Origin of the sequence: Mesorhizobium sp. BH1-1-5 (assembly GCF_020165615.1) — a bacterium.
In the GTDB taxonomy this organism is placed as follows: domain Bacteria; phylum Pseudomonadota; class Alphaproteobacteria; order Rhizobiales; family Rhizobiaceae; genus Mesorhizobium.
This window is the reverse complement of the sequence record NZ_JAIUIM010000037.1, coordinates 1-25,826: the sequence shown is the minus strand read 5'-3', so window position 1 is coordinate 25,826 and position 25,826 is coordinate 1. Positions and strand designations below refer to the sequence as shown.

The 25,826-nt window shown below is 64.3% G+C and carries 24 protein-coding genes and 1 pseudogene; 8 read left to right on the top strand and 17 right to left on the bottom strand.

Going from position 1 to position 25,826, the window contains the following annotated elements:
• Nucleotides 1-460 precede the first annotated feature (460 nt).
• The gene (locus LB572_RS34775) at nt 461-748 is read right to left on the bottom strand and encodes a DUF982 domain-containing protein (RefSeq protein ID WP_224670546.1); all 288 of its coding nucleotides are present in this window, start codon (nt 746-748) and stop codon (nt 461-463) included.
• 350 nt (nt 749-1,098) lie between these two features.
• Between LB572_RS34775 and LB572_RS31630 the strand changes: the two genes are divergently transcribed.
• On the top strand, nt 1,099-1,503 hold the full coding sequence (locus tag LB572_RS31630; RefSeq protein WP_224670545.1) for a VanZ family protein: 405 nt from the start codon (nt 1,099-1,101) through the stop codon (nt 1,501-1,503).
• 126 nt (nt 1,504-1,629) lie between these two features.
• Here the strand turns inward: LB572_RS31630 and LB572_RS31625 are convergent.
• The 3 genes and pseudogenes from LB572_RS31625 to LB572_RS31615 all read right to left on the bottom strand — a co-directional run.
• Nucleotides 1,630-1,767: pseudogene (locus LB572_RS31625) on the bottom strand (Arm DNA-binding domain-containing protein); the annotation flags it as partial.
• Nucleotides 1,768-2,059: 292 nt separating this feature from the next.
• Nucleotides 2,060-3,637 carry a glutamine-hydrolyzing GMP synthase gene (guaA, locus tag LB572_RS31620; protein ID WP_140807647.1) on the bottom strand — a complete coding sequence of 526 codons (1,578 nt, stop codon included), beginning with the start codon at nt 3,635-3,637 and terminating at the stop codon, nt 2,060-2,062.
• A 56-nt stretch (nt 3,638-3,693) separates the two neighbouring features.
• Nucleotides 3,694-4,197: a MarR family winged helix-turn-helix transcriptional regulator gene (locus tag LB572_RS31615; RefSeq protein WP_224670544.1), complete on the bottom strand. Its 504-nt coding sequence runs from the start codon at nt 4,195-4,197 to the stop codon at nt 3,694-3,696.
• An 85-nt stretch (nt 4,198-4,282) separates the two neighbouring features.
• Between LB572_RS31615 and LB572_RS31610 the strand changes: the two genes are divergently transcribed.
• A complete protein-coding gene (locus LB572_RS31610; protein ID WP_224670543.1) occupies nt 4,283-4,600 on the top strand; it encodes a hypothetical protein in 318 nt (105 codons plus the stop codon).
• 12 nt (nt 4,601-4,612) lie between these two features.
• Here the strand turns inward: LB572_RS31610 and LB572_RS31605 are convergent, their stop codons facing one another.
• From LB572_RS31605 to LB572_RS31595, 3 genes are all read right to left on the bottom strand, one after another.
• Nucleotides 4,613-5,248 carry a 5'-methylthioadenosine/S-adenosylhomocysteine nucleosidase gene (locus LB572_RS31605; RefSeq protein ID WP_140807650.1) on the bottom strand — a complete coding sequence of 212 codons (636 nt, stop codon included), beginning with the start codon at nt 5,246-5,248 and terminating at the stop codon, nt 4,613-4,615.
• A 4-nt stretch (nt 5,249-5,252) separates the two neighbouring features.
• A complete protein-coding gene (locus tag LB572_RS31600) occupies nt 5,253-5,714 on the bottom strand; it encodes a PaaI family thioesterase (RefSeq protein ID WP_224670542.1) in 462 nt (153 codons plus the stop codon).
• Nucleotides 5,715-5,809: 95 nt separating this feature from the next.
• On the bottom strand, nt 5,810-7,099 hold the full coding sequence (locus tag LB572_RS31595; RefSeq protein ID WP_224670541.1) for an RsmB/NOP family class I SAM-dependent RNA methyltransferase: 1,290 nt from the start codon (nt 7,097-7,099) through the stop codon (nt 5,810-5,812).
• Nucleotides 7,100-7,433: 334 nt separating this feature from the next.
• Between LB572_RS31595 and LB572_RS31590 the strand changes: the two genes are divergently transcribed.
• Nucleotides 7,434-8,111 (top strand): MIP family channel protein, encoded by a 678-nt coding sequence (locus tag LB572_RS31590; protein WP_224670540.1) that lies wholly within the window; start codon nt 7,434-7,436, stop codon nt 8,109-8,111.
• Between the two features lie 67 nt (nt 8,112-8,178).
• Here the strand turns inward: LB572_RS31590 and katG are convergent, their stop codons facing one another.
• The gene (katG, locus tag LB572_RS31585; RefSeq protein ID WP_224670539.1) at nt 8,179-10,389 is read right to left on the bottom strand and encodes a catalase/peroxidase HPI; all 2,211 of its coding nucleotides are present in this window, start codon (nt 10,387-10,389) and stop codon (nt 8,179-8,181) included.
• A gap of 174 nt (nt 10,390-10,563) precedes the next feature.
• On the opposite strand from katG, the gene LB572_RS31580 reads away from it, so the two are divergent.
• Complete coding sequence (locus LB572_RS31580; RefSeq protein WP_224670538.1) at nt 10,564-11,472, top strand: hydrogen peroxide-inducible genes activator; 909 nt, start codon at nt 10,564-10,566, stop codon at nt 11,470-11,472.
• A 48-nt stretch (nt 11,473-11,520) separates the two neighbouring features.
• Here the strand turns inward: LB572_RS31580 and LB572_RS31575 are convergent, their stop codons facing one another.
• The 6 genes from LB572_RS31575 to hisS form a co-directional block, all read right to left on the bottom strand.
• Nucleotides 11,521-12,624: a calcium:proton antiporter gene (locus LB572_RS31575; protein ID WP_140807655.1), complete on the bottom strand. Its 1,104-nt coding sequence runs from the start codon at nt 12,622-12,624 to the stop codon at nt 11,521-11,523.
• 207 nt (nt 12,625-12,831) lie between these two features.
• On the bottom strand, nt 12,832-13,455 hold the full coding sequence (locus tag LB572_RS31570) for a poly-gamma-glutamate hydrolase family protein (RefSeq protein ID WP_224670537.1): 624 nt from the start codon (nt 13,453-13,455) through the stop codon (nt 12,832-12,834).
• A 10-nt stretch (nt 13,456-13,465) separates the two neighbouring features.
• The gene (locus LB572_RS31565; protein ID WP_224670536.1) at nt 13,466-15,232 is read right to left on the bottom strand and encodes an AMP-binding protein; all 1,767 of its coding nucleotides are present in this window, start codon (nt 15,230-15,232) and stop codon (nt 13,466-13,468) included.
• Nucleotides 15,233-15,434: 202 nt separating this feature from the next.
• Complete coding sequence (hisG, locus tag LB572_RS31560; RefSeq protein WP_224670535.1) at nt 15,435-16,133, bottom strand: ATP phosphoribosyltransferase; 699 nt, start codon at nt 16,131-16,133, stop codon at nt 15,435-15,437.
• Nucleotides 16,130-17,248 carry an ATP phosphoribosyltransferase regulatory subunit gene (locus LB572_RS31555; protein ID WP_224670534.1) on the bottom strand — a complete coding sequence of 373 codons (1,119 nt, stop codon included), beginning with the start codon at nt 17,246-17,248 and terminating at the stop codon, nt 16,130-16,132. Before LB572_RS31555 ends, hisG begins: the two co-directional genes overlap by 4 nt.
• Before the next feature lie 178 nt (nt 17,249-17,426).
• Nucleotides 17,427-18,959 carry a histidine--tRNA ligase gene (gene hisS / locus LB572_RS31550; RefSeq protein ID WP_224670533.1) on the bottom strand — a complete coding sequence of 511 codons (1,533 nt, stop codon included), beginning with the start codon at nt 18,957-18,959 and terminating at the stop codon, nt 17,427-17,429.
• 337 nt (nt 18,960-19,296) lie between these two features.
• Here hisS and LB572_RS31545 point away from each other — a divergent pair, with 337 nt between their 5' ends.
• Both LB572_RS31545 and LB572_RS31540 read left to right on the top strand, forming a co-directional pair.
• Nucleotides 19,297-19,533, top strand: coding sequence for a hypothetical protein (locus LB572_RS31545; RefSeq protein ID WP_224670532.1), 237 nt, complete (start codon nt 19,297-19,299; stop codon nt 19,531-19,533).
• Between the two features lie 26 nt (nt 19,534-19,559).
• Entirely contained in the window at nt 19,560-19,943 is a 384-nt protein-coding gene (locus tag LB572_RS31540; protein ID WP_224670531.1) for a hypothetical protein, read from the top strand.
• 43 nt (nt 19,944-19,986) lie between these two features.
• Here LB572_RS31540 and LB572_RS31535 read toward each other — a convergent pair whose 3' ends face one another.
• Nucleotides 19,987-20,625, bottom strand: a complete 639-nt coding sequence (locus LB572_RS31535; protein ID WP_140802178.1) for a DNA-3-methyladenine glycosylase I — start codon at nt 20,623-20,625, stop codon at nt 19,987-19,989.
• 212 nt (nt 20,626-20,837) lie between these two features.
• Between LB572_RS31535 and LB572_RS31530 the strand changes: the two genes are divergently transcribed.
• Both LB572_RS31530 and LB572_RS31525 read left to right on the top strand, forming a co-directional pair.
• Nucleotides 20,838-21,578, top strand: a complete 741-nt coding sequence (locus LB572_RS31530) for a L,D-transpeptidase (RefSeq protein ID WP_224670530.1) — start codon at nt 20,838-20,840, stop codon at nt 21,576-21,578.
• 368 nt (nt 21,579-21,946) lie between these two features.
• The gene (locus tag LB572_RS31525; protein ID WP_140802180.1) at nt 21,947-22,867 is read left to right on the top strand and encodes a bifunctional 5,10-methylenetetrahydrofolate dehydrogenase/5,10-methenyltetrahydrofolate cyclohydrolase; all 921 of its coding nucleotides are present in this window, start codon (nt 21,947-21,949) and stop codon (nt 22,865-22,867) included.
• Nucleotides 22,868-23,018: 151 nt separating this feature from the next.
• Here the strand turns inward: LB572_RS31525 and glcF are convergent, their stop codons facing one another.
• Nucleotides 23,019-24,344 (bottom strand): glycolate oxidase subunit GlcF, encoded by a 1,326-nt coding sequence (glcF, locus tag LB572_RS31520; RefSeq protein ID WP_224670529.1) that lies wholly within the window; start codon nt 24,342-24,344, stop codon nt 23,019-23,021.
• 12 nt (nt 24,345-24,356) lie between these two features.
• Nucleotides 24,357-25,574, bottom strand: a complete 1,218-nt coding sequence (locus LB572_RS31515) for an FAD-binding protein (protein ID WP_224670528.1) — start codon at nt 25,572-25,574, stop codon at nt 24,357-24,359.
• Nucleotides 25,575-25,826 lie beyond the last annotated feature (252 nt).

Sequence of the window (25,826 nt, the reverse complement as noted above, 5' to 3'; positions counted from 1 at the left end):
TATGAGGGCTTCGGGATGCGGGTCATGGGAGCGCTGGCGCCTCTTGTCGCCACTAGGCGCCGCGCTCAAATCAGTGGCTAAACTAGGGTCCAGACGCTGATAGCCGGGTCCGCCGATCAAGGGTGACACAGGATTTTGGTCGACCAGCTCGCCAGTAGGTGGTTTGGAAACAGCGCGTTGCAAGCGCGCTATCTCGCCAAGCCCCCTATCGGCTTGGTCATGCTCGCCGGCACGATCAGGAACAATTTTCCTGCAGCCGAGCCAAGCGCCGCCCGTCGGTCGGTCGATGGCGATCACTAGTTTTCCGCGACGCGACTCGAAGGTACGAAATTTCCGCTTCGCCGCGCAAACCGGACTGTGATTTTCCCGACGATCTGATCCCGATCGGCTCAAAAACCTTCATGTGCGCGGCGCGCATCTGCTGGGGTGATTTGCGAAATCGGAGCCGTGGATATCAGCTTTACTGAAGCGCTGAAACGATCTCACTGTTTGTGGCCGATTCGAGAGCATCCGGCGCAAGTATACCTTGAGCGCGAGCAAAGGCTTCGAACGCAACGCGTGCCACTTCCACGTCGGCGGTGCCGACAAGGGCGGACCGACATACTATCGATGAAACTGCATGAGCCGATGTGCGAGCGCCCGACCAGTCGTCCAGCACCTGACAGGCTTCCGCCACAGACGATATCTCGCATGGAAAGCCAAGCCCGACAAACACATGAACTGGATGGGAAAAGGATCTGACCTTCATCGCTTACCCTGTTGTCGTTGGCCTTCGTGGTAAGACACGTTCTGGCTAGCGTCCGTCAGCGGTGGCCGGCTGCATGGAAAGGCTATTTGGAAGGCCGGCAGTCGCGCCTGAGGACCATCGCTGACATCATGCTTCACCTTAAACCCACGCTTCAAGTCGGCCGTTTGGCTGTCTTAGACAACCGAACGAGGGCGGCTCTCCGACCGGTTCGCTACCCTATGAGGACCAAGCCATCGGGTAGAAGCGCAGTGGTCCTACGGCAACACCAAGGGATTTGTAGACTTCGCTTGGGATCCAATGCGTTATGGGTAGCGCTCGTTCCCACATTGTGGCGTCGGCCAACCGCTTGTATGCAAGATGATGATCTCGATTTCCCGCTTTGCGCTATCGTTCTGTTCGCGGCGATTACCTTTGCCACTCTGTCGCCTATCCAGATGCGGCCACATTTGGGAGAGGCGAACCTGGAACGTGCCTTGGCCTACGTCCTGTTCGGATTTGTCCTGGGCTTTGGCTTCCCGATACGGCTCGCCCGAACAATGTTGGTTGTCTGCACCACCGCCGGCATATTGGAGTTGCTTCAACTGATTGATCCAGGCCGGCATGCTCGTTTCAGGGATGCCTTGGTGAAAGCGGCGGCCGGTCTTGTTGGCATTGCCTTTGTACGATTGCTGCAGCGGGACATGATCGGAACGGCTTTGAGCCTGACGATGGCCGCTGTGGCGCTCTTGGCCCTTCTGCTGCCGGCGGTCGCTTGACCTCGCCTGCTCCTGGCTTCGTCCTAAGGGATGTGTAACAGAAACATTAGCAAGCGCGTATATTCATCGCTAGCCGTCGCCGCCCAACGAGCCCCGTCGGTTAGGCCCGGCTTACACTGGCGTCCCCCGTCCGTTGAGCCTGTAGTCCAGTCGAAACGAGATTGCGCCGCTAGGCATGACGCGAACATACATGCCGTCCCGGTCCGCAATTTTGTACATTTTCTCTCTTGGTTTCAGAGCCTTAAGGGCGGCATCTGTCAACATTCCAATTGCCTCCTGAAAAAGTACCGTCAGTACAGTTTCGGGCCTCGTGGCAGGAACTCTCCTTTATTCTCAATGCGTTACAGGCAAAAAAGTACCGTCACGAGCCTCATGGGGACAGACGGTACTTTGGAAAATCCGAGCGAGCAATACACGGAAGGGCCGTCAAGCGGTCCGCCACCGCGAATCTCTGCGCACCGATTGTCGCCGATTGACGCCGAACGGATTTATTTTTGTTTTCAGTACGTTACATCGCATGTTAGAGTATTTCCGGCGGCGTTGGAGTGGGTTTGAATCATTCCCACTCGATCGTGCCGGGCGGCTTCGACGTCACGTCGTAGACGACGCGGTTGATGCCCTTGACCTCGTTGATGATGCGGGTGGCGGCCGCGCCCAGGAAGTTCATGTCGTAGTGGTAGAAATCGGCCGTCATGCCGTCGACCGAGGTCACGGCGCGTAGCGCGCAGACGAATTCATAGGTGCGGCCGTCGCCCATCACGCCCACCGTCTGCACCGGCAGCAGCACCGCGAAGGCCTGCCAGATGGCGTCGTAGAGGCCGGCCTTGCGGATCTCGTCGAGGTAAATGGCGTCGGCCTCGCGCAGGATTTCCAGCTTCTCGCGGGTGATGCCGCCCGGGCAGCGGATGGCAAGGCCCGGGCCTGGGAAGGGATGGCGGCCGATGAAGCTTTCGGGCAGGCCGAGCTCCTTGCCGAGCGCCCTCACCTCGTCCTTGAACAGTTCGCGCAGCGGCTCGACCAGCTTCATGTTCATGCGCTCGGGCAGGCCGCCGACATTGTGGTGCGACTTGATCGTCACCGACGGGCCGCCGGAGAAGGAGACGCTTTCGATGACGTCGGGATAGAGCGTGCCCTGCGCCAGGAAATCGGCGCCGCCGAGCTTCTTCGCCTCATCCTCGAACACTTCGATGAACAGGCGGCCGATGGTCTTACGCTTCTTCTCGGGATCGGCCTCGCCTTCCAGCGCCGAGATGAAGCGATCGGAGGCGTCGACCAGGATCAGCGGCAGATTGTAGTGCTGGCGGAACATCTCCACCACGCCTTTGGCCTCGTCCTTGCGCATCAGGCCATGGTCGACGAGGATGCAGGTCAGCTGGTCGCCTATCGCTTCATGGATCAGCAGCGCTGCGACGGAGGAGTCCACGCCGCCCGAGAGCGCGCAGATGACCTTGCCCTTGCCGACCTGCTTGCGGATCGTTTCGACGGCGTGCTCGCGGTAGGCGCGCATCGTCCAGTCGCCCTCGATGCCGGCGATGTTGTGGACGAAGTTTCTCAAGAGCCTGGCGCCGTCCGGCGTATGCACCACTTCCGGATGGAACATGATGCCGTACATCTTACGCTCGATGTCGCCGAAGATGGCGAAGGGCGAACTTTCCGACTTGCCGAGCACCTTGAAGCCCGGCGGCAGTTCGATGACACGGTCGCCATGGCTCATCCACACCTGGTGGCGCTGGCCGGGCGCCCACAGTCCTTCGAACAGCGGGCTCTCCTTCTCGATCTCGACGAAGGCGCGGCCGAACTCGCGATGGTTGGAGCTTTCGGCGACGCCGCCCATCTGCACGCAGAGCGCCATCTGGCCGTAGCAGATGCCGAGCACCGGCACGCCGGCGTCGAAGACGATCTGCGGCGCGCGCGGGCTGCCTATGTCGGTGGTCGAGGCCGGGCCGCCCGACAGGATCACCGCTTTGGGGTTGATGCGCTTGAAGGCGGCTTCGGCCGATTGGAACGGCACGATCTCGGAAAAGACGCCGCTCTCGCGGATGCGGCGGGCGATGAGCTGCGTGAACTGGCTGCCGAAATCGATGATCAGGACAGTGTCGGGCAGAACGGCGCTGGGATGATTGGCTGTCGTCATGGCGAGCCTTTAGAGAAAGAAACGAGTCGGCGCAATGGGTCGCGAGGTCGCGCCGCTCACTTCGATTCCGAGGTTTCGTCCCGAGGACGGGCGGCCGTTTGCGGCTCGTCGCCCTGCCCTGCGTCGAGTGCGCGCAAGGCGTCCATAAGCGCCGCGAACCGCCGTTCGCCGATACGGACGATGTAACCGCGCTCGATCTCAAGCTTGATGCGGTCGCCGTCGCGCAAGGCATCCAGACCCTTTGACGTATAGCGCACGAGCTTGCCGCGCCCGTCCCGCGGGTCGGGAAGCCGCTCGATCACGCCTTCCGCCTCAAGTCCGTCGAGCAATTGCTGAACCGCCTGCTTGGAGGTGGCCGCGCGCTCGATCAATGCCGACTGACGCGTGCCGTTGCGAGGGATGTGGCCGAGCAGCCCGGCGCGCGCCTCGCTGAACCAGGCGTGGCCGGCTGCCCGCATGGCGGCGGCAAATTCCGCCTGCCAGGCACGGCTCGCCTGCCACAGCCGCCAACCGACGTGATCGGGCAACGCGACGGATTTTTCGTCAAGCTTCTTGACCATTTAATCCAAGCTCCATATAGTCAAGATACTTGACTACACCCATGCCGTCGAGGCTCTTTCGAAACGCGAACCATGGACAGGGACAATGACGATACTGAACAGGGACACGCTGGCCATTATCATGGTCGGAACCACGCATGTCATCGACATGGGCGGCAAGAACGCCTTCATCCACTATGAAGCTGACGACCGGGCGCACATGCTCTTGCCGGACGGCACACGCTTTCACGGGACCTGGACGCTGCTGGAAGACGGCTACAAGGTCGAATGGAAGGATGGCCCGACCGGCGCGTGGAAACTCGATCACACACCGGGAGCAATCGACTACATCGACGCGACAGGCGCCTCTCGTGGGCGCATTTCGCGCATCGATTTCGGCGATCCGCAGCGCCTGGCTGCTTGATCCGATCGGCGGTCAGCCACCAAGCAGGCCGCCGGCGATCGCCTGCTCCAGCGAGCCGATAGCCGCGGCGAGCTTCTCGTCGATGACGTGCAGATATTCGGTCCAGTCGTTGACGTGCCTGAGATCGGCCGCGCCGTCGGAAATGCCGCGGAGCCCGATCAGCGGCACGCCGAACAGTTGGCAGGCGCGCAGGCAGGCGAAGGTCTCCATGTCGACCATGTCGGCATCGATGGCGTCATAGGCGGTGCCGGAAATGATCGCGCCGCCGGTCGAGAGCGCAGCCGTCTTGATGCCCGGGATGACGAAAGGCAGCGGCACCGTCACCGGCAGGTCGAGGAACGGCGTCGCGCCCTTCTCGAAGCCGAGCGGCGAAGCATCCATGTCGCGATAGCTCACCGACACGGCCTGGTAGATCTCGGCCTGTTCCAGCTTGCGGCTGCCGGCCGATCCCAGCGAAACAATGAGGTCTGGAAGCGCCCCCTCGGCCTTCAACGCCGCAAGCTCGGCGCCCAGCCTGACACCCGCTTCGACCGGACCGACGCCGGTCATCAGCGGCGTGAACAGGTTTTTCAAGTGCGGGCCGTATTCAGCCTCGACCGCCATGACGAAGAGGACGGACTTGCCTGCGATCCGAACCGCATTGTTCATCGGATCACCCCTCGATCCCATCGCGGCCGACCACCGTCATCATGGTGCCGGTCATGGTGGCGATCAGCTTCGCCTCGCCATCGGCGGCGAAGGCGTAGGCCTGCCCGTCGGCGACGATGATGGTGCGGCCGGGCTTGGTCACCGAGCCGCGGAACAGGAAGCGCTCGCCCCGGCCCGGCGCGAGCAGGTTGACCTTGAACTCGATGGTCAGCACGCTGGAATTCTGCGGCATCAGCGAAAAGGCGGCATAGCCGCAGGCGGAGTCCAACGCGGTCGAGATGACGCCGGCATGCAGGAAGCCGTGCTGCTGGGTGAGAGAGGCGGCATAAGGCATCTCGATCTCGATGATGCCGGGCGTCACCAAGGTCAGTTCTGCGCCGATGGTGGCCATGGCTTTTTGCCGGGCAAAAGAGGTCCTGACGCGTTCCTCGAAGTCGGGAGCGGGTACGATCTTGGCTGCTGCCATGGCACTTCGCCTCATATTTGCTGGCGAAGCTTATTGCAGAGCCCGGCAAGACAGGCAATCTTTTATGTTGCAGCGCAGCAAAAGACCGACTGTCCTCAAGCGACCCTGCGCAAGGCATGAAAGTAGAAACCGTCGGTGCCGCTCAGCGACGGGGACAGCGAGATGCCGCCGCCCTCGCCGACACGTACAGCCGCCTGATGGTCGGGGAATCGGCCATCCCAGAGCTGGCGATGGTCGACCGGCGCAAAGCCTTGATGGCGCTCGCGGAAAGCCGCGACCTGCTCGCCGTTTTCGGCGTCGAACACCGAACAGGTGATGTAGACCAGCAAGCCACCGGGTTTGACGAAGGCCTGGGCCGTGTCGAGGATCGCCTGCTGCTCGCCCTTTCGGGCATCGAGCTGCCTTTCGGTCAGCCGCCATTTGGCGTCGGGCCGTCGCCGCCACGTGCCGCTCCCGGTGCAGGGCGCGTCGATCAGCACGATATCCATGTGGTTGGTGAGCGGCGCAAGCTCCGCGGGCTTGCTGACGACCTGGACGTTGCGGTTGTGCGAGCGGCGGATGCGCTCGAAGATCGGCGCCAGCCGCACCTTCTCCGCGTCATGGGCGAAGAGCTGGCCGCGATTGTCCATCTCGGCCGACAGCGCCAGCGTCTTGCCGCCGGCGCCGGCGCAATAGTCGAGCACCTGCATGCCGGGCTCGGCACCGGCAAGGGCAGCGGCAAGCTGCGAGCCCTCGTCCTGCACCTCGAACCAGCCTTTCTGGAAGGCGGGCTCCGCCTGCACGTTCGGGTGCCTGCCGTCGCCGTCGATCGGCGGGATGCGGATGCCGTGCGGCGCGATCGCTGCAGGCGCGGCACCCGTGCCCTGGAGTTCGGCCAGCACCTTGGCGCGATCCGCCTGGAGCGTGTTGACCCTGAGATCCAGCGGCGGACGCTGGGCGAGCGCCGCGCCTTCCTCGACCCAGGCGCCGCCATAGGCTTGCTCGAGCAAGGGCGCGCACCAGTCCGGGACATCCGCCCGCACAGCATCGGGGGCCTCGCCAAGCCGGCGCTCGGCCGCCGCCTTCAACTCGCCCGCGCTGAGCAGTGGCGGCGCGAATTTGTCGCCGTCCAGCGCATTGTTCAGCGAGTGCGCCGTCTGGCCCCATTCCAACAGCAGCGCGCCGAAGCCGATGGCGCGCGGGGTTTCCTCGCCGAACAGCCAGCCGGCCGAGCGTTTGCGGCGCAGCGCGTCATAGACGATGTTGCCGATCGCCGCGCGATCGCCGCCGCCGGCAAAGCGATGCGACAGACCCCAATCGCGCAAGGCGTCGGCCACCTGCCGGTGACGCCGGCCGATGTCTTCCAGAACTTCTATGGCCGCTGCCAGCCTTCCGCCCAATCGCATCCCGTTTTCCGTCTACACCACAAAATCGGCTCCAGCCCGCTCTTAAAGCGTTTCAGGCCTGGATTGAAAGAGTTCTGTTCGCGCTGGCTGTGAAACCACGTTTTCAAAACCGGGCGATTTCGCCGAACGGTTTTTCCATCGCGAGCGACGCAGCCAGAAAATAGGAACAATCGACCAGAATATGAAAGGTCTCTAATGTCTTTGACTGGCATGCACAAGCAAGCCTGCCGGCTTAACCTCTCGGCTTTCCAAGTGTTGTCCGCCGGAATACTCTTCCGGCAGTGATTCGCGGCGCGCAAAAGCGTGGTCTGGCGGATCCTATGAGGAGAGGGCAATGAAGACTTATCTGGCGGAAGTTCTCGGCACGTTTTTGTTGGTGTTCATCGGCACGGCCTCCGTGGTCACGGGCGGTTTCGGCGGCGCGCTGCCGCTCGGACAGGAAGGCATCGGCCTGGCGTTCGGCATCGGCCTGATCGCCGCGGCCTATGCGATCGGCCCGATCTCGGGCGCGCATCTCAACCCGGCGGTGACGCTCGGCGTGTTCCTGGCGGGGCGGATGCCGGCCAAGGATGTCGTCCCCTACTGGATCGCACAGGTCATCGGCGCCATCATCGCCTCGCTGGCGCTGTGGATCATCGTATCCGGCCAGGCCGGGGGTCATACCGGGGGCTTCGGCGCCAATGGCTGGGACGAAACGAAATGGGGCATGAGCTCGGCCTTCCTGTGGGAGCTGATCGGCACCTTCACCTTCGTCACCGTGATTCTCGGCGTCACCAACGCCAAGCACACCACCGCCTTTGCCGGCCTGGTCATCGGCCTCACGCTGGCGGGCATCCACTTCGCCATGATCCCGGTGACCGGAACCTCGGTCAATCCGGCGCGCTCGATCGGCCCGGCGCTGTTTTCAGGGGGTGCCGCGCTCAGCCAGCTCTGGCTGTTCATCGTCGCGCCGCTGATCGGCGGAGCGATTGCCGGTATCGTCGCCAAGGCCGGCATCTTCGAAAAAGACTGACCGCAGTTCGGCAAAAAGTAAAAAGGCGCGGGCATGACCCGCGCCTTTTCATTTGGAGGATACGACCTTACTTCGCGATGTCGAAGCGGTCGGCGTTCATCACCTTCGTCCATGCCTTGACGAAGTCCTTGACGAACTTCGCCTTGGCATCGCCTGAACCATAAACCTCGGAGAGCGCGCGCAATTGCGCGTGCGAGCCGAAGATCAGGTCGGCGCGGGTGCCGGTCCATTTCACCTGCTTGGTCTTGCGGTCGCGCGCCTCGTAGACTTCTTGCGAGCCGGGCTCGGAGCCGGCCGCCGGATCCCAGATCGCCGCCATCGAGAGCAGGTTGACGAAGAAGTCGTTGGTGAGCTGGCCCGGCCTGTCGGTGAAGACGCCGTGCTTCGAGCCGCCGGCATTGGCGCCGAGCACGCGCAGGCCGCCGACCAGCACGGCCAGTTCCGGCGCGGTCAGCGTCAGCAGCTGGGCCCGGTCGACCAGCATCGCTTCGACCGACATCGGCAACCTGCCGCGGGCATAGTTGCGGAAGCCGTCGACTTTCGGTTCCAGCGCAGCGAAGGAATCGACATCCGTCTGCTCCTGCGAGGCATCCATGCGGCCAGGCGTGAAGGGCACCTTGACCTCATTGCCGCCGTCCTTCGCCGCCTTCTCCACCGCGGCGGCGCCGCCAAGCACGATGAGGTCGGCGAGCGAGACCTTCTTGCCGCCGGCCTGGGCCGCGTTGAACTCCTTCTGGATCGCTTCCAGCTTGCCGAGCACCTTGGCGAGCTGAGCCGGCTGGTTGACCTCCCAATCCTTCTGGGGGCTGAGCCGGATACGGCCGCCATTGGCGCCGCCGCGCTTGTCCGAGCCGCGGAAGGTCGAGGCCGAAGCCCAGGCGGTCGACACCAGCTCCGAGACCGAGAGGCCGGAGGCGAGTATCTTCGCCTTGAGCGAAGCGATGTCGGCCTCGCTCACCAGCTCATGGTCGATGGCCGGGATCGGATCCTGCCAGATCAGCTCTTCCTTCGGCACGAGCGGGCCGAGATAGCGGACAGCCGGGCCCATGTCGCGGTGGGTGAGCTTGAACCAGGCGCGGGCGAAGGCGTCCGCGAACTGTTCAGGATGCTGGTGGAAGCGGCGCGAGATTTTCTCGTAGGCCGGATCGAAACGCAGCGCGAGGTCGGTGGTGAGCATGGCCGGCGCGTGGCGCTTCGAAGAGTTGTGCGCGTCCGGAACCGTGCCGGCGCCGGCGCCGGCCTTCGGCGTCCATTGATGCGCGCCTGCCGGGCTCTTCGTCAGCTCCCATTCGTAATTGAACAGGTTGTCGAAGAAATTGTTGCTCCATTTGGTCGGCGTCGTCGTCCAGGTCACTTCAAGGCCCGAGGTGATGGCGTCGCCGGCGATGCCGGACGCATATTTGCTCGACCAGCCGAGGCCCTGCGCCTCGATGCCGGCGCCTTCCGGCTCGGCGCCCACCAGCGAGGCATCGCCCGCGCCGTGCGTCTTGCCGAAAGTGTGGCCGCCGGCGATCAGCGCCACAGTCTCCTCGTCATTCATCGCCATGCGGGCGAAGGTCTCGCGGATGTCGCGCGCGGCGGCGATCGGGTCCGGCTTGCCGTTCGGGCCTTCCGGGTTGACGTAGATGAGGCCCATCTGCACGGCGCCGAGGTGGCCGCTCAGCTCGCGATCGCCCGAATAGCGCTCATCGCCAAGCCACTTGCTTTCGGAGCCCCAATCCACGTCCTGCTCCGGCTCCCACACATCGGCGCGGCCGCCGGCGAAGCCGAAGGTCTTGAAGCCCATCGATTCCAGCGCGACGTTGCCGGTGAGGATCAGAAGGTCGGCCCAGGAAATCCTGCGGCCGTATTTCTGCTTGACCGGCCACAACAGCCGGCGCGCCTTGTCTAGATTGGCATTGTCCGGCCAGCTGTTCAGCGGTGCGAAGCGCTGCTGACCGGCACCGGCGCCGCCGCGGCCGTCGCCGATGCGATAGGTGCCGGCGCTGTGCCAGGCCATGCGGATGAAGAGCGGCCCGTAGTGGCCGAAGTCGGCCGGCCACCAATCCTGCGAATCCGTCATCACCTTGTGCAGGTCCTTGACCACCGCATCGAGGTCGAGACTGGCGAACTCCTTGGCGTAGTTGAAATCTTCGCCCATCGGGTCCGACAGGTTCGACTGCTGATGCAGGACCGCAAGGTCGAGCTGGTTCGGCCACCAGTCACGGTTGGTCCGTCCGGCGGATCCATGCGCCACCGGGCATTTGCCAGCGCTGTTGTCGTCGGTTTTGGCGTCCATCTTAGTCTCCGATTCTGCCGAGGTTTTTTGCCGAAGTTGAATTTTGCCGAGGTTGATTTTCCCAGGATTTTCGGGGCCGGCCGCCGGCCGCGCCAACCTGGAATGATTCCAGACTAGGCTGCCCAACCGATAAAGACAAATTGCCTTTCCTGTTTCATTTGATAGGATTTTCTTATGATTGGCCTCACAGTCCGGCAGATGCAATATTTCGACGCGCTGGCGCAGACGCTGCATTTCGGCCGCGCCGCGAAGCTCGCCGGCGTCAGCCAGCCGGCCCTATCCGCGCAGATCGCCGAGATGGAAGAGCGGCTGAACTGCCCGTTGTTCGAGCGCGGCGGCAAGACGGTGCGCATGACCGACGAGGCGCTTACCCTGCAGCCGCGTATCGAGCGCATTCTGGCCGACATACGTGACGTCGAGACGACTGCCCGGCGCGGCCGCCCGACCATGGAGGGGCGCTTCCGGCTGGGCATCATCCCGACCGTCGCGCCCTACCTCCTGCCGCATGTGCTGCCGGAACTGAAAAAGCACTACCCTTCCCTCCAGCTCGAGCTGCGCGAGGCGGTGACCGCGTCCCTGGTCGAGGACGCGACGTCAGGCCGGCTCGACGCCTTCATCGCTGCCTTGCCGCTCGACCAGCCGGCGATCGTCACCGAAGGGCTTTTTCCCGACCGCTTCTTCCTCGCCGTTCCCGCCGGCGATCCGGCCTTCGCCTCGCCGCCGGTCCCGCCGGAAAGCCCGGCGCTGGAGCGGCTGATGCTGCTGGAGGAAGGCCATTGCCTGCGCGAGCAAGCCCTGGCCGTCTGCGGCAATGTGCGGCCGGTAGCGATGGCAAGCTATGGCGCGACCAGCCTCACCACGCTTTTGCAGATGGTGGCGCATGGGCTGGGTGTGACACTGGTTCCGGAAATGGCGGCAAGTGCCGCCGGCGTCATGCCGGACCTGAAGATCGTGCCGTTCCAGGAGCCGATGCCGCAGCGCATGATCTGCATGGCCTGGCGGAAGAACAAGGTGCGGCAGGACGAGTGCGTGGAACTGGCGCGGATCATTCGAGGATTGGATCAGGCGGTGCTGGCGGCGTGAAGCGCCTTTCGAGGCGGCTCTGCGCCTGATGGCCGGCCCGCAACAATTTCACGGCACGAAGATCAGAAACACATAGGTAAAAAACACCACAATATGGACCATTCCCGTCAGGAATGTCGTTCTTTCGGTGCTGAAGCTCACGCTGCATATGAAAAGGGCCAGGGCCAAAAGCACGGCATCGGACGCCGGAAGCCCCAGCGTCAGTCCCCGGCCCGTCAGCAGGCTGGCGGCCGCGACCGCCGGTATCGTCAAACCGATCGTGGCGCAGGCCGAGCCCATCGCGACGTTCAGACTGCGCTGCAGCTCATTCTTGAACGAGGCGCGGATCGCCGAGATGGCTTCCGGCATTAAAACCAGTGCCGCGATCAACGCCCCCACGATGCTGTCGGCCTGGGTCACCTGGTAGGCGGCGAGCGCATCCTCCACACTTGCGGCGACCTGCTCGGCGAGCAGGACAATTCCGATCAACCCACTCAGCAGCAACAGGGCGCTGACGGAAGTGCTTTCGGAGGAACCGGTTCGCATCGGAACGTCGTGCGCCTGTCCCTGGACGAAGTCCTCCCGGTGCCGGACGGTCTGGGCGAACACGAAGCTCGCATAGAGCAGCACCGAAAGGACGCTTACGAAACCAAGCTGAGCCGCCGAAAAAGTGCCGGGATCCGTAGCCCGGGTGTAGGTCGGAAGGATAAGCGTCATCACGGTCAGCGCGATCAGAACCGACAGATAGGCGCTGGTGCCTTGCCGGACGATAGCCTGCTTGCGATAGCGCCAGCCGCCAAGCGTGAGACAGATCCCGACAACGCCGGTGGAGGTGATCATCACCGTCGAGAAGACGGACTCGCGCGCCAGCGTCGGGTTGTTTTCTCCATGCAGCATCATGGAGACGATGATCGACACTTCGATCGCCGTCACCGCGAAAGTCAGCACCAAGGTTCCGTAGGGCTCCCCCACGCGCCGGGCGAGCGCCTCGGCATGGTCGAGCACCACGAAAATGGTGACGAACATGATGACGCTCGACAGCGCTCCAACGAGTATCCTGGCGTTCAGCGCCCCTTCGTCAACCGACAGGCCGCTGGCCCTGACCGCGAGCGCCATCGCCAGCGCGGCCAACGGCATCGTGTAGGAAGTGACCGACCGCCCGTAACCAGTCATCCAAGCCCCCTAGAGCGTTTCACCGTTTCACGGAAACGGCGAACCGCTCTATCTCTTCGTTTTTACGCAATTCCGGATGGAAAACCGCTCACACTTTTCCTGGAATTGCTCTAACGCCACGCGTTTTCGCGAACTTAGCGGAAAAGCGCGTGGGGAGCACCTCTCATTGGACATCCTTGGGGCATCGTTGCCCGCCAAGCGCATCATTCAAAACACGGTTGAGAACCGGGCGCCATTTCTGGCGTCGAATACCTCGATGGCCTCGCGAACCGCCCCACAGAATCTTTCCAGAAGCTCCGGCTCGTTCCCCAGTCGACGGCGCAGCGAGAAGGGCACTTCCAACTGTGCTCCTTTCCCCGTCACGCCTCGGTTGACGATGTTCGAATCCTGGATACCTGGAAACGGATGGTCATCCTTCTTCGTCTGGAAGCCGGTTTCCCGCAGACGCCAGTCTATCTCTGAAACCAGCGCGGCGTCCTTGCCGCCCAGATAGACTGTCGAGGGATCGTCCCGATCCTGACGGCCGTGGATCGTGACGACGGTGGACTTCGTCCGCAGCAGTTCCAGCGCGGTCGCCTCGTCGAAGTTCCTGGACGTTATGTGCAGCTCCCGGTTGCTTTCGGGCATGAGCCCTTCAAAGCAATACATATCGAGATCGCCCCCTGCTATCGTCTCGGTGATCAGGGAGGTGCGCGGCTCGATCTTGCCGCCATGCGGGGTCATGACGATCGCATTGCCGGTTCGCGCTCCACGCCGGACGACTATGCGATAATCTATGTTTTCGATTTTGGCGGCTCTCAGCGCCGCGAAATTTGGAAACTCGTTGTCCATAAATGCCGTTTCAAGCCGTCTTCTGCGCCACCAATCCCAATTCTTCCACCATCGCCTCGCGCATCAGGAATTTCTGCGGCTTGCCGGTCACCGTCATCGGCAGCTCGGTGCGGAAGCGGATATAGCGCGGCACCTTGTAATGCGCGATCTGGCCGGCACAGAAGGCCTTGATCTCCTCGGCGGTGGCGATCTGGCCGGGCTTCAGCACGATCCAGGCGCAGAGCTCCTCGCCATATTTGTCGTCCGGAATGCCGAAGACCTGCACTTCCTTGATCTTGGGATGGCGGTAGAGGAATTCCTCGACCTCGCGCGGATAGACGTTCTCGCCGCCGCGGATGACCATGTCCTTCACCCGGCCGACGATGTTGCAATAGCCCTCGGCGTCGATCGTGGCGAGATCGCCGGTGTGCATCCAACCGTCGGCGTCGATCGCCTCGCGCGTCTTGTCGGCGTCGTCCCAATAGCCCTTCATCACCGAATAGCCGCGCGTGCAGAGCTCGCCAGGCTCGCCGACGGCGACGATGGCGCCGTCGGCGCCAACCGCCTTGACCTCGACATGCGGGTGGATGCGGCCGACGGTGGAGACGCGTTTTTCCAGCGGATCGTCGACGCTGCTCTGAAAGGAGACGGGACTGGTCTCCGTCATGCCATAGGCGATGGTCACCTGCGACATGTGCATGAGCGACACCACCTTCTTCATCACCTCGATCGGGCATGGCGAGCCGGCCATGATGCCGGTGCGCAGGCTGGAGAGGTCGAAGCTGGAAAAATCCGCATGGTCGAGCATGGCGACGAACATGGTCGGCACGCCATAGAGCCCGGTGCAGCGCTCCTGCGCGACCGCTTTCAGCGTCGCGCCGGCATCGAAGCCTTCGCCCGGGAAAACCATGGTCGCGCCCTTGGAGACGCAGCCCATCGTGCCCATCGACATGCCGAAGCAGTGGTAGAGCGGCACCGGGATGCAGAGCCGGTCGTCAGCGGTGAGCCTGATCGCCGACGTGACGAAATTGCCGTTGTTGACGATGTTGGAATGCGTCAGCGTCGCGCCCTTCGGCGCGCCGGTCGTGCCTGAAGTGAACTGGATGTTGATGGCTTCGCCCGGCTTCAGGCCTTCGGAGATGCGGTCGAGGCTGTCATGCTCGTCGCGGCCGGCCATGGCGAGCACGTCACCTAAATTGAACATGCCGGGCGAGTTGTCGTCGCCCATACGGATGACGATCTTCAGCGAAGGCAGCTTTTTTGCCTTGAGCTTGCCGGGCTCCGCCTTGGCGATCTCCGGCGCCAACGTCTCGATCATGCCGAGATAGTCGGAGGTCTTGAACTGGGCTGCCGTGACCAGCGCCTTGCAGCCCACTTTGTTCAGCGCGTATTCCAACTCGGTCAGCCGGTAGGCCGGGTTGATGTTGACGAGGATCAGGCCGATGCGCGCGGTGGCGAACTGCGTCACCAGCCATTCCCAGCGGTTCGGCGACCAGATGCCGACGCGGTCGCCTTTTTCGAGCCCAAGCGCCAGGAAACCGGCGGCCAAGGCGTCGACCGCGTCCGACAGCTCGCTCCAGGTGAAGCGCTTGTCCTGACCGACGAAAACGGCGGCGTCGAGCGTGGCGTATCTGCTCACCGTGTCGGAAAAAAGTTCGGGAATGGTCTTGTCGAGCAGGGGCACCGAGCGGTCGCCCGATACATGCGCCTTGCCGCCCAGCGGAGCGATGAAGGTGCCGCTGGCGCCGCGCCGGCGCAGATTGGTGGCGTTCATGAGCTCGTCGAGTTTGATCGCCATCGCCGTTTCCTCCCGGGATGATTGAGCCTATCAGCCTGCAAAGGCGGTGGAAACCCGCCGAAGGTACTGCCCCTCACCAGCCTCCACTTCGCTCGGCAGACCTCTCCCCGGTGGGGAGGAGATTGTCGGCGTCGGCGCCAACCTCTTCTCCCCACCGGGGAGAGGTGGCCGCGCAGCGGTCGGATGAGGGGCAGCGCCGACGCTATCCCGTAATTGCTGACATCTTCGCGGCAATGTCGCGCAACTGCGCCTCATCGGCGGCATCTCGAGACTTTTTCGACGCTACCAGACAGGCCTGCGACTTCAGGATCGTACCGTCGCCCAGCACCTTGAGGTGGTTGGCGCGCAGCGTCGAGCCGGTGGTGGTGATGTCGACGATGACATCCGCCAGGCCGGCAGCCGGGGCGCCTTCGGTGGCGCCGAGGCTTTCGACGATGCGGTAGACCTGGATGCCATGCTTGAGCGAGAAGAACTGCTGCGTCAGCCGCCAGTATTTGGTGGCGATCCTGAGCCGGCGACCGTGGCGCTGGCGGAAATCGGCGGCGACGTCGTCAAGATCGGTCATATTGTCGACATCGAGCCAGATGTCGGGCACGGCGACCACGACATCGGCATGGCCGAAGCCGAGACGGGCGACGATCTCGGCGCGCGCTTCCCAGTCGGCGAGGTTCTCGCGCAAAAGGTCCTCGCCGGTGATGCCGAGATCGACCGCGCCCTGGCCGATCTCGCCGGCGATCTCGGACGCGGACAGAAAGGCCACCTCGACATTGTCGAGACCGCCGATACGGGCACGGTATTTGCGGTCGTCCTCAGGCAGCGTGACCGCCAGGCCGGCCTTGGCCAGCACGTCGAGCGACTGTTCCTTGAGACGGCCTTTCGAGGGGATCGCCAGCGTGATCATTGCGCGGCCTCCCGCAGGGCTTCGATGCGGTCGAGCCAGACCGAGAAGCCGACGCCTGGGATCGGCTTCTTCGCGCCAAGCAGCGTCAGCAGCCGATCGTAACGGCCGCCGCCGACCAGCGGGCGGTCGCCGTCGCCGGCGGCAATCTCGAAGACGAGGCCGGTGTAGTAATCGAGCGGGCGGCCGAAGGCGGCGTCGTAGCGGATCTGCGCCGAGGACAGGCCGTGCGCCTCGATCGCCCTGGCGCGGGCGGCGAAGTTCTCCAGCGCGGGTCCCAGCGACAGGCCGGCATCGGCGGCGAATTTTTCCAGCGCCGCGGTCGCGCTGTCGAGCGCGACGTCGATCTCGAGAAAACCCTTGAGCGCCGAAAAGGCGTCATCGGACAGCCGGACGCTGCGCAGTTGCGCTTTCTCGATCAGCCGGCGCGCAATGTCGGCCGGAGCACGGCCGGACGATGCCGACAGCCCCGCCTCCTCCATGCCTTCGGCAATATGCGCGGCAAGGCCTTCCGCATCGCCGTCGAGCGCCAGCAAGGCGACGGGGCCGGAGAGCTGGCTGTTGCGCGGCGGGTTGGCGAGGTCGGCAAGGGCTGCCTCCAGCATCGGCGCCGAGCCGAAGGCGCGCGCGAGCCGCATGCGCCAGCCGCGCGGCAGACCAAGGGCTGCCAGCACGGCCTCGAACAGGGTCTGGTCGCCGAGCGTGACGGCAAGCGTCTTGCCGGGCAGCACCAGCGACAGCAGCGCATGCGCATCAGCCAGCGAGCGGGCGTCGGCAGCGGCCGTGTCGCGGTCGCCCAGATCCTCGATGCCGGCCTGGAAGAACTCGTTGCCGCCGTCGCGGCGCTGGCGGAACACCTCGCCCAGATAAGAATAGCGGCGCGGCGTGCCGGCCTGGCTGGCGATGTGGTCGAGGCAGACCGGAATGGTGAATTCGGGCCGCAGGCACAGCGCCTTGCCGGTCTCGCTTTCGGTCAGGAAGATGCGGCGGCGCAGATCCTCGCCCGCCATATCGAGGAACGGATCGGCCGGCTGCAGCACGGCGACTTCGACCGCGTGGGTGTCGCGGGTGGCGAAGAGTTTGACGATGCCGGCGGCGATGGCGGGGCGGGTGGTCATTGATAGATTGGGCGCGAGGCACCCCCCTCTGGCCTGCCGGCCATCTCCCCCGCAAGGGGGAAGATCAGCAGCTTTGGGCTCGGCGCCCATTCTCCAACGCTGGAGATTGGCGAAAGCATGCGCGACATCCAATCTCCCCCCTTGCGGGGGAGATGGCCGGCAGGCCAGAGGGGGGTGTTCAAGCGCCACCTTTCGCGCGATCGGCTGCCTGCGCCGCGAGAATCTTCTTCACCTCGGCAACCAGTTCGCTCTCCGCCACCGTCACCTGCGCCGGCCTTGCGGCGCGCCATTCGGCGTTGTCGGTGATCTCGGCAGACATGCGGGCGCCTTCGATCAGATCCTTGATCTGCACCTCGCCCTTGGCGCGCTCGTCGCCACCCTGGATGATGGCGACCGGGCTGCCGCGGCGGTCGGCGTATTTCAGCTGCGCCTTCATGCCGGCGCCGCCGAGATACATTTCGGAGCGGATGCCGGCGGCGCGCAGGTCGGCGACCATCTTCTGGTAGCGGCCGAGGCTTTCGGTGTCCTTGTCCATGACCAGCACGACGACCGGGGCAATGACATCGGATGTGTCGAGCTTGCCGAGGTTCTTCAGCGCCGTCATCAGCCGGGAAACACCGATGGAGAACCCTGTCGCCGGCACCGATTCGCCGCGGAAGCGCGAGACCAGCCCGTCATAGCGGCCGCCGCCGCCGACCGAGCCGAAGCGCACGATCCGGCCTTCGTCGTTGGGAATCTCGGCCAGAAGCTCGGCCTCGAAGACCGGTCCGGTGTAATATTCAAGGCCGCGCACGACGGAGCGGTCGATGAAAATCCTATCCGCGCCATAACCCGCTGCTTTGACCAGCGCTTCAATCTCACTAAGTTCCGTCACCCCGGCCAGAGCGGTTGCATTGCCGGCATAGGCCTGCTCAAGACTGCCAAGCTTAGCCCTATTCACGCTCATGATGGTCCTGGCGTTCAAATCTCCCGGGAGAACTGCGTTCAGAACGAACTGAACCGACTCTTCGTCAAGCCCCGCGCCTTTGGTAAAATCGCCACTTTCGTCTTTGCGCCCCTGCCCAAGCAGAAGCGCCACGCCTTCCGGCCCAAGCTTGTCCAGCTTGTCGATGGCGCGCAGCACCGTCAGCCGGCGACCCGCGTTCTCGTCGCCACCAAGCCCGATCGCTTCCAGCACGCCGTCCAGCACTTTGCGGTTGTTGACACGGATGACGTACTGGCCGCGCTTGATGCCGAGCGCCTCCATCACGTCGGCCATCATCATCGCCATCTCGGCGTCGGCGGCGACGCCGGGCGTGCCGATCGTGTCGGCGTCGAACTGCATGAACTGGCGGAAACGGCCGGGGCCGGGCTTCTCGTTGCGGAACACCCAGCCGGAGCGATAGCTGCGATAGGGTTTTGGCAGTTTGTCGAAGTTCTCAGCGACGAAACGGGCCGTCGGCGCGGTCAGGTCGTAGCGCAGCGACAGCCACTGGTCGTCGTCGTCCTGGAAGGAAAACACGCCTTCGTTGGGCCGGTCCTGGTCGGGCAGGAACTTGCCCAGCGCATCGGTGTACTCGATCATCGGCTGGTCGACCGGCTCGAAGCCGTACAGCTCATAGACCGAGCGGATGGTCGCCATCATCTTCTCGACGGCGCGGATGTCTTCGGCGCTGCGGTCGGCAAAACCGCGCGGCAGCCGCGCTTTCGTCTTTTCCGATTTGTCGGCCATGGAGGTTTCCAGTCAGTGGTGACTTACTTCGAGCGCGCGTTTCCTAAACGATGCCGGTTAGGCGGGCAAGGGTTGGCGCCTTCCCTTCTCCCATTGCGGGAGAAGGTGGATCGGCGCGCTGCGCCGAGACGGATGAGGGGTGTTCCAGCGGAGTGAGACGCCGGCGTTCCCTGGAACACCCCTCATCCGGCCGCTTCGCGGCCACCTTCTCCCACAAGGGGAAAAGGAAGAACTGAAACAAAACCACACCAAAAACGAAACAATTCCGCCACCGGCGCGGCATGCTGCCGACACAATCGACGACCATAAAGCGCGCCGAAACAAGGGGTTCGGGGCCATGACGACGGCTAACGACATCATCGAGGGCGGCAGATCGGCCAGGCTGCGGCCTGCCGGCGGCGGCGGCGTCAAGCAGGCCCAGCAGCCTGCCGGGCCATTCGACGTTCCGACGCAGACACGTAAGCCGACGGCGCGCGACGCGCTGGTGACCGGCCTGCTGGTGATCTACCCGGCCTTCGCGGCCGTGGCGGCCATCATTGCCGGGCTGTTCCTGACCGGCGCCGGCAGCCTCTGACTTCACTCAACGATCGGGGGATCATCATGCAGCTGCAATTTGCGTGCGCGCTTGCCGGCGCGCTGGCCATTGGCGCGACCGGCGCGGCCAACGCCTGCCAGCCGGGCGATGCCCGTCTTGCCGGCCATTATTACTTGAACGGCGTCATGGAGGTCGGTTCCGAACTGCTGTTGAAGAAAGACGGCAGTTTCGAATTCGCGCTCGCCTATGGCGCCAACGACCAGTACGGCAAGGGCTGCTGGGTGCGGAAAGGCTCGACCGTCGAGGTCATCCCGGCCGGCCGCAGTTCCGCCTCCACGCATCACACGCCCGACGATAGCGGCTTCAGCGGGCTGGTGCTGACGGTGTCCGGTTCCAGCCTGGTCTGGGACATCAACGGCAGCGGCCACAAGGGCCGGTTCGAGAAGTAGCGCCTTCTTCCTTCTCCCCTTGTGGGAGAAGGAAAGAGCGCATCTACTTCGGCCGCTTCAGTTTCTTGCGCTCCTTCTCCACCTCGGCGCGGCAGTAGCAGCCTTCGAGGTGGTCGTTGACCAGGCCCATCGCCTGCATGAAGGCGTAGACCGTGGTCGGGCCGACAAAGCTCCAGCCGCGCTTCTTCAGTTCCTTCGATATCCTGACCGACACCGCCGTCGTCGGATTGGCGCGCAGATGCGCCAGGTCGACGATTTCGGGGCGCTCCTGCGGACCCGGCTCGAACTTCCAGAACCAGGCGGCCAGGGAACCGAACTCGTCGGCCATCTCGCGGGCGCGTTTTGCGTTGTTGATGGTCGAAACGATCTTGCCGCGATGGCGGATGATGCCGGCATTGCCAAGCAGGCGCTCGACATCCGCGTCGGTGAACGACGCCACCTTATCGAAATCGAAGCCGGCGAAGGCCTCGCGGAAATTCTCGCGCTTGCGCAGGATGGTCAGCCACGACAGGCCCGACTGAAAACCTTCCAGGCAGATCTTTTCGAACAGCCGGCGATCATCCGTTACCGGCCGGCCCCATTCATGGTCGTGATAGTGGAGATAGTCCGGCAGGTTGCCGTGCCAGAAGCAGCGCGCCTTGCCGTCGGGGCCGTCGAGAATACCGGCATTTTCAGTCGCCATCGCTCGCAAATCCATTCGTTAATGCGCTTCAGCGCCGTTTTACCGTGGCTTTACCAGATTCCTGAACCGGCCGGTAACCACACCAAAAGGTTTACTGACAAAGCGGCATTTTACGCATTCCGATTCATGTTTTGCTTGCCGCTCCGCGCCAAGGATCGCGAAACCGAGGGCACCCTCTCCGCCCCGGATCAGTTCGATCAAGGTGCGTTCCGATGAAGACAGCGTTTTGTTCCCTGCTAGGTGCCGCGGCGATCCTTGCCGCCGGCGCCACGACCTCCCTTGCCAATGACCGTTACGCCGACCGGCCGCCGGTGATGGTGAGTCCCGACCTTTCGGCGCCCTGGGTGCTGCAGCTTGGCCATGCGCCGGGCATCGTGCGCCCGACCCCGCAGGCAACGCAGCAGCCGCTGCGCCGTCTGTTCCAGGCCCAGCCCGACCGGCAGAGGACGGCGGCCGTCCAGCAGCCGGCCAAGCGCATGGTGATGCGGCCGCAGATCAACCCGGTCTACCTGCCGCAGGAAGTCGCCTATGACGGCCCGGCGAAACCCGGCACCATCGTCATCGACACCCACCAGAATTTCCTCTTCCTGGTCGAGAAGAACGGCAAGGCGCGGCGCTACGGCGTCGGCACCGGCAAGCCGGGCTTCGAATGGTCGGGCACGCACAAGATCACCAACAAGCGGGAGTGGCCGGATTGGCGCCCGCCGGCGGAGATGATCAAGCGCGAGGCGGCCAAGGGCCGCTATCTGCCGACCTACCTGGCCGGCGGCATGGAAAACCCGCTCGGCGCGCGCGCGCTCTATCTCGGCACCACCGAATACCGCATCCACGGCACCAACCAGCCCTGGACGATAGGCGGCGCGGTGTCCTCCGGCTGCATCCGCATGCGCAACGAGGATGTCGTCGACCTTTACGAACGCGTGAATGTCGGAACCACGGTCGAGGTGATTTAGTCGCAGCGAATCAGCCGGTTAGACGGGGCAGCAAATTTAGTCTCAAGCTGTTGCCGCCAAGTCATAGTGCGATCCTGCGGGATGTGCTTAAACCGGTGTCGGAGTTTACGGGGGACGGGCCGTGTGGGGATACGGCCGGTCACGAAAAGGGCAGCGCGGGCAACCGCGCGGCCCTTTTCACTTTGAGCTTCTTTTGATGCATGGCGCGGCAAGTCGCCCCGAAGGCACCAGGTTTCGCTTTCGGGGCTGATTTCCCGGCGATCCTCTGCTATTGCACCGCACAAAATCTCAGTTGTTACGCAATTCCGGACAGAAAGCCGCTCCCGCGCCTGTTCCCGAATTGCTCCAGAAGGCAAAAGGTGCCAGCCATGACCCGGACCGACGACAGCCGCTACCTGAAAGGCGGGCCGGTCGCCCAGCGCATCATCGCCTCGGTGCGCGAGGATGCAGCGATCGCCACGGCCGAAGGCTTTCCGCCGAAGCTGGTCTCGATCACCGTCGGCGATACCGCGGCGGTCGACGTCTATGTGCGCAACCAACGCGCCAAGGCTGCCCTTGCCGGCATCGGCTTCGAGGAGCGGCGCTTCGCCGCCGACATCACCGCCGGTGAACTGGAAGCGGCGATCCACGGCCTCAACGCCGATCCGCGCGTCACCGGCATCATCATCCAGCGGCCGGTGCCGGCGCATATCCCGATCAAGACGCTGCAGGGCGCCGTGCATCCGCTGAAGGACGTCGAAGGCATGCATCCGGCCTCGATCGGCAACATCGTCTACAACCAGCTCGACCTGGCGCCCTGCACGGCGGCGGCTTCGGTCGAACTGCTGAAGGAGACCGGGCTCGAGCTCAAGGGGCTCGAGGTGGTGGTCGTCGGCCATTCCGAGATCGTCGGCAAGCCGATCGCCTTTCTGTTGATGAGCGAAGGCGCGACGGTGACGGTGTGCCACCACATGACGCGCTCGCTGGCTGCCCATGCGCGGCGCGCCGACGCGCTGTTCGTCGCCGTCGGCAAGCCGCGGCTGATCAAGGCGGACATGGTGAAGCCGGGCGCTGCCGTCATCGACATCGGCATCAATTCCGAGGTCGGACCGGACGGCGAAACCCGCATAGTCGGCGACGTCGACACCGACAGCGTCAAGGAAGTGGCATCCTGGATCACGCCGGTGCCCGGCGGCGTCGGCCCGCTCACGGTCGCGATCCTTTTGCGCAACACCATGGTGGCGCTCAACCGCCAGCGCGCGCTCTACCGCGCGACCTATGGCGTGCCGGACCAGCTCGCGGCGGAGTAGGCCGGCACACACCCTCACCCAGCCTCCGCTTCGCTCGGCTGACCTCTCCCCGAGGGGAGACGAGATTGTCGACGCCGGCGCAAACCTCTTCTCCCCACCGGGGAGAAGGTGGCCGCGAAGCGGCCGGATGAGGGGGCGCCGGCGACGAGGATCACTCTGCCGCCACAAGCCCTCGCTCGGAAACACCCTCAGGCTTCGGGCCGCCATAGGCCCAGTCGAGCAGCTTGATCGTGTGCACCACCGGCAGCCTGGCGGCGGACGCGATCTGGGTGATGCAGCCGATATTGCCGGTGGCGACAACCGAGGCGCCTGTCGCCTCGATGTTCTTCACCTTGCGGTCGCGCAGCTTGGCCGAGATGTCGGGCTGCAGGATGTTATAGGTGCCGGCCGAGCCGCAGCACAGATGACCCTCGCGCGGCTCGCGGACGACGAAGCCGGCCTTGGCGAGAAGCTCCTTCGGCTGGCGGGTGATCTTCTGTCCATGCTGCATCGAGCAGGCAGAGTGATAGGCGACGATCGTGCCCGGCTTGCGCGCCGGCTCGGGCAGGCCGAGAGCGGCGAGATACTCGGTGACGTCCTTGGCCAGCGCCGAGACATGCGCGGCCTTTTCGGCATAGGCCGGATCGAGGCGCAGCATGAAGCCGTAATCCTTGATCGTCGTGCCGCAGCCGGAGGCGGTGATGATGATGGCGTCCAACCCGCCCTGGTCAATGGCGCGCGTCCAGGCGTCGACATTCTGCCTTGCCGAGGCAAGTGCCGCCGCCTCGCGGCCCATGTGATGGACGAGCGCGCCGCAGCAGCCCTCGCCTTCCGGCACCACGACCTCGACGCCCAGCCTGGTCAGCAGCGAGATGGTGGTGTCATTGATGGCAGGATCGAGCACCGATTGCGCGCAGCCTGTGAGGATCGCGACGCGGCCACGCTTCGCGCCCTGCCCGGCATGTGTGCCTGGTTTCGCCATTGGCGATGCCGACGGGATCGCGGACGGCGCAAGCTTCAGCATGGCGGCGACCGGCTTCAGCGCCGGCAGCTTCTCGAACAGGCCGATGAACGGCCGGCCAAGCCCGGCGAGCTTCAGCGCGGCGCGGAAGCGACGCGGGTAAGGCAGCACGGCAGCCAGCATGGCGCGCGTCAGCCGGTCGAGCAGCGGGCGCTTGTAGGTCTCCTGGATATGGGCACGGGCGTGGTCGACCAGATGCATGTAGTTCACGCCCGAGGGACAGGTCGTCATGCAGGCCAGGCAGGACAGGCAGCGGTCGATATGGGTGACGATCTCCTTGTCCGCCGGCCGGCCGTTCTCCAACATGTCCTTGATGAGGTAGATGCGGCCGCGCGGCGAATCCAACTCATTGCCGAGAGTGACATAGGTCGGGCAGGTGGCGGTGCAGAAGCCGCAATGCACGCATTTGCGCAGGATCTTTTCCGATTCCGCGACGTGCGGATCGGCGAGTTGCGCGGCTGAGAAATTGGTCTGCATCTCTTTTAAGTCCTACGCCATGCGGCCGGGATTGAGGATGGCCTTCGGATCGAACTCGGCCTTGAGCCGCGCCGACAGCGCCGCCAGATGCGACGGCTGCGGCTCGAAAACCGGCAGCGCCGCGCGATGCGAGGGCGAGACGCGCACCAGCGTCGCGTGACCGCCGCCATGCTTACGGATCAGCCCGCGCAGCAAATCAGCCTCCGGATCGTCCTCGCGCATCGACAGCCAGACCAGCCCACCCTGCCAGTCGTAGAAGGCATCGACCGCAACCTGCATGCGCAGCGCCATCACCATGTGATGCGCCTGCGACGGCGCCATCGACACGCGCCAGACCGGCCGCGCGCCGCCATCGGCGAAAGGCAAACAATCGCGAATGTCGCGCCAGATGGTCTTCGACGCCTCACCGGCGATCTCTTCGAGCGGACCAGCCTTGCCGAGCAGCTTTCGCAGCGCCTCGATACGATAGACGACCGACGGGCCAAAACCCTCGACGCGCAGCAGCGTGGCGGCGTCGCTGCCATGCTTGCCGCCGGCAACCTTAGCGGCAATGCGCTCCGGCAGATGCGCCGCGCTCGATACTTCGGCGCTGGAGCCAAGCGCCAGCGCCATGGCGGCGACCGCGGCATCGTCGAGCAGGCCACGGATGGCCAGGGTCACTTCCGTCTCTGCCGCGGGCAGAACCTTGAAGGTGACGTCGGTCAGCACGGCGAGCGTGCCCCAGCTGTTGGCCATCAGCTTGGAAAGATCATAGCCGGTGACGTTCTTGACGACGCGCCCGCCCGACTTGAAAGCCTCGCCACGACCCGAGATGGCGGCGACGCCAAGGATGTGGTCACGCGCGGCACCCGCCTTGAGACGGCGCGGGCCGGACAGGTTCGTGGCGAGCACGCCACCGATGGTGCCGTTCTTGCTCCCTTGGCCCGGCTCGCCGCTGAGCAGCGGGCCGTAATCCATAGGCTCGAAGGCGAATTGCTGGCCGTTCTCGGTCAGCAATTGCTCGATCTCGACGAGCGGCGTGCCTGCCTTGGCCGACAGCACCAGCTCGGCGGGCTCGTAGAGGGTGACGCCGGTGAGGCGCGAGAGGTCGAGCGTGTGCTCGGTCTGCAGCGGACGGCCGATGCCGCGCTTGGAGCCGTGGCCGAGGAGCTCAAGGGGTGTTTCTTCCGCCGCTGCCCATTGGACGGTGGAGAGGGTTTCGGCGGAAGTGGCGGGAGTGAAGGTGGTCATGGCTTGGCCTGGTTCCTCGCCCTCGCAAGGCCAGGGCAATCGCATACGGCAGCGCTGCCCCCTCTCCGTCCGCTACGCGGGCACCTCTCCCCCATTTCATGGGGGCGAGGAAACGCCAACCGCCGACGTCGCGACCTTGAAAAGTTTGGGTTCCTCGCCCCCGCAAAGCGGGGGAGAGGAACTTTTGTCCCACGTCCCCATCAAAACCTCGGAATATCCGGAAACGCCACCTGTCCCCGATGCACATGCATC

Bases quoted from the DNA above. Each gene is read 5' to 3' on its own strand.
- LB572_RS31565 (WP_224670536.1), bottom strand. From the start codon at position 15,232: ATGGCGATCAAACTCGACGAGCTCATGAACGCCACCAATCTGCGCCGG.
- LB572_RS31555 (WP_224670534.1), bottom strand. From the start codon at position 17,248: ATGACCACCCGCCCCGCCATCGCCGCCGGCATCGTCAAACTCTTCGCC.
- LB572_RS31530 (WP_224670530.1), top strand. From the start codon at position 20,838: ATGAAGACAGCGTTTTGTTCCCTGCTAGGTGCCGCGGCGATCCTTGCC.
- hisS (WP_224670533.1), bottom strand. From the start codon at position 18,959: ATGGCCGACAAATCGGAAAAGACGAAAGCGCGGCTGCCGCGCGGTTTT.
- LB572_RS31600 (WP_224670542.1), bottom strand. From the start codon at position 5,714: ATGGCAGCAGCCAAGATCGTACCCGCTCCCGACTTCGAGGAACGCGTC.
- LB572_RS31515 (WP_224670528.1), bottom strand. From the start codon at position 25,574: ATGACCACCTTCACTCCCGCCACTTCCGCCGAAACCCTCTCCACCGTC.
- LB572_RS31535 (WP_140802178.1), bottom strand. From the start codon at position 20,625: ATGGCGACTGAAAATGCCGGTATTCTCGACGGCCCCGACGGCAAGGCG.
- LB572_RS31595 (WP_224670541.1), bottom strand. From the start codon at position 7,099: ATGCGATTGGGCGGAAGGCTGGCAGCGGCCATAGAAGTTCTGGAAGAC.
- guaA (WP_140807647.1), bottom strand. From the start codon at position 3,637: ATGACGACAGCCAATCATCCCAGCGCCGTTCTGCCCGACACTGTCCTG.
- LB572_RS31570 (WP_224670537.1), bottom strand. From the start codon at position 13,455: ATGGACAACGAGTTTCCAAATTTCGCGGCGCTGAGAGCCGCCAAAATC.
- LB572_RS31525 (WP_140802180.1), top strand. From the start codon at position 21,947: ATGACCCGGACCGACGACAGCCGCTACCTGAAAGGCGGGCCGGTCGCC.
- katG (WP_224670539.1), bottom strand. From the start codon at position 10,389: ATGGACGCCAAAACCGACGACAACAGCGCTGGCAAATGCCCGGTGGCG.
- hisG (WP_224670535.1), bottom strand. From the start codon at position 16,133: ATGATCACGCTGGCGATCCCCTCGAAAGGCCGTCTCAAGGAACAGTCG.
- glcF (WP_224670529.1), bottom strand. From the start codon at position 24,344: ATGCAGACCAATTTCTCAGCCGCGCAACTCGCCGATCCGCACGTCGCG.
- LB572_RS31580 (WP_224670538.1), top strand. From the start codon at position 10,564: ATGATTGGCCTCACAGTCCGGCAGATGCAATATTTCGACGCGCTGGCG.
- LB572_RS31545 (WP_224670532.1), top strand. From the start codon at position 19,297: ATGACGACGGCTAACGACATCATCGAGGGCGGCAGATCGGCCAGGCTG.
- LB572_RS31540 (WP_224670531.1), top strand. From the start codon at position 19,560: ATGCAGCTGCAATTTGCGTGCGCGCTTGCCGGCGCGCTGGCCATTGGC.
- LB572_RS34775 (WP_224670546.1), bottom strand. From the start codon at position 748: ATGAAGGTCAGATCCTTTTCCCATCCAGTTCATGTGTTTGTCGGGCTT.
- LB572_RS31610 (WP_224670543.1), top strand. From the start codon at position 4,283: ATGACGATACTGAACAGGGACACGCTGGCCATTATCATGGTCGGAACC.
- LB572_RS31605 (WP_140807650.1), bottom strand. From the start codon at position 5,248: ATGAACAATGCGGTTCGGATCGCAGGCAAGTCCGTCCTCTTCGTCATG.
- LB572_RS31590 (WP_224670540.1), top strand. From the start codon at position 7,434: ATGAAGACTTATCTGGCGGAAGTTCTCGGCACGTTTTTGTTGGTGTTC.
- LB572_RS31630 (WP_224670545.1), top strand. From the start codon at position 1,099: ATGCAAGATGATGATCTCGATTTCCCGCTTTGCGCTATCGTTCTGTTC.
- LB572_RS31615 (WP_224670544.1), bottom strand. From the start codon at position 4,197: ATGGTCAAGAAGCTTGACGAAAAATCCGTCGCGTTGCCCGATCACGTC.
- LB572_RS31575 (WP_140807655.1), bottom strand. From the start codon at position 12,624: ATGACTGGTTACGGGCGGTCGGTCACTTCCTACACGATGCCGTTGGCC.